The organism is Acinetobacter sp. AL9, assembly GCF_041464035.1.
Taxonomy (GTDB): domain Bacteria; phylum Pseudomonadota; class Gammaproteobacteria; order Pseudomonadales; family Moraxellaceae; genus Acinetobacter; species Acinetobacter towneri.
Genome location: NZ_JAYFSK010000106.1, coordinates 1 through 3,897 on the forward strand (window position 1 = coordinate 1; position 3,897 = coordinate 3,897).

Sequence of the window (3,897 nt, forward strand, 5' to 3'; positions counted from 1 at the left end):
TTCGCAAGAGATGCGATGGATGTCTGATGATTTGTAGTCATAAATTTAAGTCCCCACTTGTTTCTAAGTGGGGACTAAATTAAGGCTTATAGGATGAATTCAGAAGGTGTGTTCAGCGGACGCTTACATTTCATCTTGTGTCGGTACAATTAAACTTGCAAAAGATTGAGTTAGCGGTGTCATCAACAGTTTTTGTAATAATTGTTGGTCAGCCTCTTTTAAACCCACCATCATTTTTTCATCGACATATTTTTGCGTTGTATTAAAGACCGAGTTTTGATCATGGATGGTTTGTTTGAACAATGCCATTGCACTTGGTCCAATTTCCCCTGCCGTTTGAAGATCATTTAACTTGCTGCGCACCTGTGCAAGGTTGTTCATATACACATCAAACAGAGATTGATCCTGTAAATCGTCACGTTTACGCAGCAGTTGATAAAACATTTGGTATTCTTGAGAAATCGCACCTTGCGCTTTTAGATCTGCCTGCGCTGCAGCTTTGTCATTAGATTGACGCAGCACTTTGTCTTTAAACCACGCCATAAATCCTTGTTCAGGCACAGCAAGTTCAGCTTGCACAATTGGATTATCCCAATTGGTTTCCACTGCAATACGTTGCAATAACTTGCGAATTGGCGAGTTTTGCGGCTCTCCCAACAAATCAAGCTGTTTCACTTGCTGGCTGAACTGATCTGTTTTGGCATAGTGAATACCATTTAGGAATTTCTTCCATTCACTTACATATTCTTGCTGATACAAGCTCAGCAATTGTTTACGGATTTGTTCAGGACTTCCTGAAAAAGTTAGATCATCCGACTGATGACTATTGAGCACCCAATCTTTGCTGTCCGTTGGCTGATTGGCTACCTGATCAATGGCTTGTTCGACATATTCATTCCACGCCTGCTGCGTAAAAATACCAGGCAAAGCATGACTGCCTAAAACAATGCGACTGTGTTGCTCCCCCCACAATTTGACTAACCGTAAGTGCAGGAAAACGTACTGCTGCACGCATTTTTATTTCGTTATATACCCGATCTCGTGCAGGCATTCCCTGAATGACCGACAACAGCACTTGACGAGTTTGATCGACCATTTGTGCATCGCTTTCCAGTACAGGAAAATCGTCCTGATGAGCGAGTGTCATGGCATAAGACAGGATTTTTTCTGCCTGCTGAATCATGTCCGTACGTGGCATTTCTCCACGATGGGCATCCAACCAAGTGCGCCAAAAACGTGAAATCTGATCACTTAAATGACTGCTCTCCCGATATTCAGGATTCGTCAGCATTAAATAAGCCTTTAACGCATTATAAGCATCTTGCGGATTTTGCACGGAAGGCTCTAAATATGGTTGAGTTTTCGCAACTTGCTGCGTTTTTGCATGTTGAACCGTACTGGGTTTGTCGGAGACTTTTTTATTTAAGTTAGGCCACCTGACCTAACGGGTTAATCTTATCATAGTACATTGCTTCAAACTCAAAAGGTGATACATAACCCAGTGCACTGTGTACACGCTCTTTATTAAACCAATCTACTCAGTTTAGTGTCGCAAGTTGTACATCCGCTAAACCTTGCCAATCCGTTTTTAAATATTCAATCACCTCTGTTTTGTATAAGCCATTCACCGTTTCAGCCAAAGCATTATCGTATGAATCACCGGTCGTACCGACTGATGCTCGTAAATTTGCTGCTTCTAAACGATTGGTATAGCGAATGGAAAGATATTGAACCCCTCTGTCACTATGGTGAATCACATTCTTTGGCATGTCTCGAGCATGTAACGCTTGCTCAAGTGCATCGAGCACCATATCTGTATTCATCCGTGTCGATACTTTCCATCCAACAATTGCTCGTGAGAAGACATCAATAATAAATGCAGTATAAACCCAGCCTGAATTTGTTTGAATATACGGGTGAGTAGACCAAGGGAATTTCACCCTTAGCCCCTCGCAGAACCGGACATGAACCTCTCAGCTCATCCGGCTCCCATTATCCAACCGATGGTAAACATCCCATTTTCCAGTGCACAAAGGCATTTGGAAAATCACGCGCAAGTCGCCCTAAGGCATATCTAGCCCGTCTTTTATGACGGGCCAAGTTTTTATACTTACGCCTCATCCAGCGTATAAGATAAGCATTCATGTGTTGCCAGATCGCTGACATTGCTGAACCATGGAATCGACCATAGTATTGCTGCCAGCCTTGAAGAATTGGATTAAATATTGCAGATAAATCACTTAATTCGCGATTACACATCAGATGTAGATGCCATTTCCGAATAGTCTGTCGCATTGCTTTAAGTGCATCACGACTGACTGCAGGAGAGAAATTTACATAAACTCTTTTATACTTGTCCACAGCCTTACGGGGCCTAAACGTGTACCCGAGAAAAGTAAATTGAACATCTGGATATGCTTGGCGACGATTCACATCTTGGCAATAAACAATCTTTGTCTTATCTGGATGCAATTCGAGTCCACATTCACGAAATCGTGCACCAATCTTTTGTAAAACAAGTTTGGCTTGAGATAAACTTCGGCAATGAATTACGCCATCATCTGCATAACGGCAGAACCGTACACTTTGAAGATGTTTCGTAATCCACATATCAAAAGCATAATGCATAAATAAATTCGCCAATAAAGGACTCACAACACCACCTTGTGGTGTGCCGCGATTCCTTTCTAAAAGATGGCCATTTATGTGTTGCATTGGTGCTTTTAACCAACGTTGCACATATAAAAGAATCCATGGAATTTCACAGTGTTTCTTGAGTGCACGCATTAGTAAATCATGGTCGATGTTATCAAAGAGACCTTTGATATCAAATTCCACAACCCAGTCATAATCCCAACTTCGTCTCCTCACTATCGCAATTGCATCATGGGCAGAACGCCCCGGACGATATCCATATGAGTTTGGATGAAATAATGGATCAATTTTCGGCTCTAATAAGAGCTTAACTGCTGTTTGCGCGACTCGATCTGCAACTGTTGGAATACCTAGTATACGCACGCCACCTGACTTCTTTGGAATCGGAACAGCCTTAACTGGCGGTGGAAAATAACTGCCAGAACAAAGTCGATTCCATAGTTTGTATAGGTTGTTCTTTAAATGCTTTTCGAATTGCTCAATAGATTCATGATCAACGCCTGGAGCGCCACCATTCTCTTTGACTTTTTTAAATGCCTCCCAGATTAACGCTTTAGGAATGTTAAATGGTTTGGTCATAAAGTTTTGCTCCTCCTGCTTGCACAGTTGACAAATCCGTAGACCTGGATAATGCAACCCCTTCGCTCCATTACCATTACAGTAACTTCAACACTACTACGAGTTGCTCCGCCCCTTGGTGACGCATTGCTATTATCAGCCTTGCCTTTTGAGCTTGTGCCTTTCGCTTGACATCGCCACCGAAGGTTCCCGCAGTTCAACGTAAGAGCCTGAATTAGGATCGCGCTGCCTCTACGCCGGACACCGAATGGCCCGTAAGCAGGTAACGGCCAAACTAATCGCGGGGTAACTTCCATCCCCGGTTTTGATGTCATTTGAGTACTTTCGACACTTGAACGGCAGTTCACTGTTGTTCGCCTTCCTAATTCTTACCTGACATCTCTACGATGCCTTTTCCATAACGCTCACGACCGGGACTTTTGATCCAAGCCGCTTATGGTGGTTTGCTACCTGCTCCTGCAAGCCGATAGCGAGGGGCCATACCCTCATCTCTTACGCCGCTTGCTGCGGCACACTGAAGTCAGCGACCCATAGCTGGTCAGGATGATCAGCACTAAAATTGCGTTTCACCAAGTCATCTGCTCGTTTTTGATCCTCTCGGCTACGGGTAGTTTGTTTATTCTTACCACGCCAAACACCTTGTATACCTAGTTTTTGCATCAA

The 3,897-nt window shown here is 43.3% G+C and carries 1 protein-coding gene and 3 pseudogenes; all 4 read right to left on the bottom strand.

Translation table 11 applies throughout. The annotated features are described in order from the left end of the window. Window positions 1–123: 123 nt before the first annotated feature. Window positions 124–1,291: pseudogene (locus ACEO2X_RS13480) on the bottom strand (ImcF-related family protein). 136 nt (window positions 1,292–1,427) lie between these two features. Further along, window positions 1,428–1,913: pseudogene (locus ACEO2X_RS13485) on the bottom strand (IS3 family transposase); the annotation flags it as partial. A 79-nt stretch (window positions 1,914–1,992) separates the two neighbouring features. Next, window positions 1,993–3,234, bottom strand: a complete 1,242-nt coding sequence (gene ltrA / locus ACEO2X_RS13490) for a group II intron reverse transcriptase/maturase (protein ID WP_096902847.1) — start codon at window positions 3,232–3,234, stop codon at window positions 1,993–1,995. A gap of 504 nt (window positions 3,235–3,738) precedes the next feature. Beyond that, a pseudogene (locus ACEO2X_RS13495) lies at window positions 3,739–3,897 on the bottom strand (IS3 family transposase); the annotation flags it as partial.